Origin of the sequence: Streptomyces sp. NPDC057654 (assembly GCF_042800135.1) — a bacterium.
GTDB lineage: Bacteria > Actinomycetota > Actinomycetes > Streptomycetales > Streptomycetaceae > Streptomyces.
Genome location: NZ_JBHVHQ010001496.1, coordinates 1 through 1,006, shown reverse-complemented (window position 1 = coordinate 1,006; position 1,006 = coordinate 1). Strand labels below are relative to the sequence as shown.

1 pseudogene is annotated in these 1,006 nt (G+C 64.1%); it reads left to right on the top strand.

The annotated features are described in order from the left end of the window. Window positions 1-171 precede the first annotated feature (171 nt). Window positions 172-375 (top strand): annotated as a pseudogene (locus ACFU99_RS44620) (transposase domain-containing protein); the annotation flags it as partial. Window positions 376-1,006: the final 631 nt, after the last annotated feature.

The following is a 1,006-nucleotide window of genomic DNA, read 5'->3' as shown; positions in this document are numbered from 1 at the left end:
CTCTGGTAGAGCGGAAGATCTTGGACGGTCTTCCGCTCTACCAGAGGTCCCGTTGCCCTGTCGGCTTTCCGCCATGGTGATGATCACCTGCGAAGGCGCCGTCGCGGACGGTACCTTCGCCCTCGGTCATCTCGGTGAACTGCCCCAGTACTTGTCTTTCGAGCACTCGTCGACGGCGCGCTGGAACAGACCCGGACCGCCCAGCAGCGATTACGGCAGGCGCCGTCCAGAGTTGGCGTGCACTTCGTGCTGGCCCTGCGCCAATCCCTGAGAATCGGCTACACACAGGTATGGGACAAGCTGGTATCCGGACTGTGCAGCCAATGTTGCTGCAACCGTCGGAGAAGGCCCTGCGAGGTCTGTGGCGCCGCCTAGGATTCGCACCACTCAAAGCACTGTCCGCTCCGAGTCTGCGGTGTACCGGACAAGACGCTCCGCCGCCGAGGCGACCTGGAAGGCTACCCGCACCTGAGACACATGGCCCTGTGCGAGACCAGCCCCGGGGCCTGTTCGGCACCGTGCCGAGTCGACCAGCATCGGTGGCCCAGTCGGCGCCCAGCGACCCCTGCGGCCTTGAGGGGCTGGGGGACGGCCTCGGCTCAAGTTGTAAGGAAGCGAGCACCCGTCTTGCCTAACGACCGCAAGAAGTACGGGACGGAATCCCGCCTCGATCCCGAGCATGACGTACGGCATGGCAAGCACATCACCAAGAGCTCGCGGTAGTGGTCGAGCTGGAAGTCCGCAGCGACGGACTGCATCAGCGCACTGGGCCGTTGGAAGTTCTTTGCGCCATGGCACCGGAACCGATTCGCTCAGATCAGCGGGAACTTGCACCTCGGCCGCCAAGCAGTACCTGCTTGACGAGCGTATCGTCGCGAACATCAGCACCGTCAGTTGCTCTTCCACGTCGCTCAAAACTGGCTCGCAGTACTCGGTGTGGCGCGATCACCGAGCGCGGTGAGGCGGGAGGGTCGGAGGCATTTGCGGGCCCCCCACCCCTGTGATC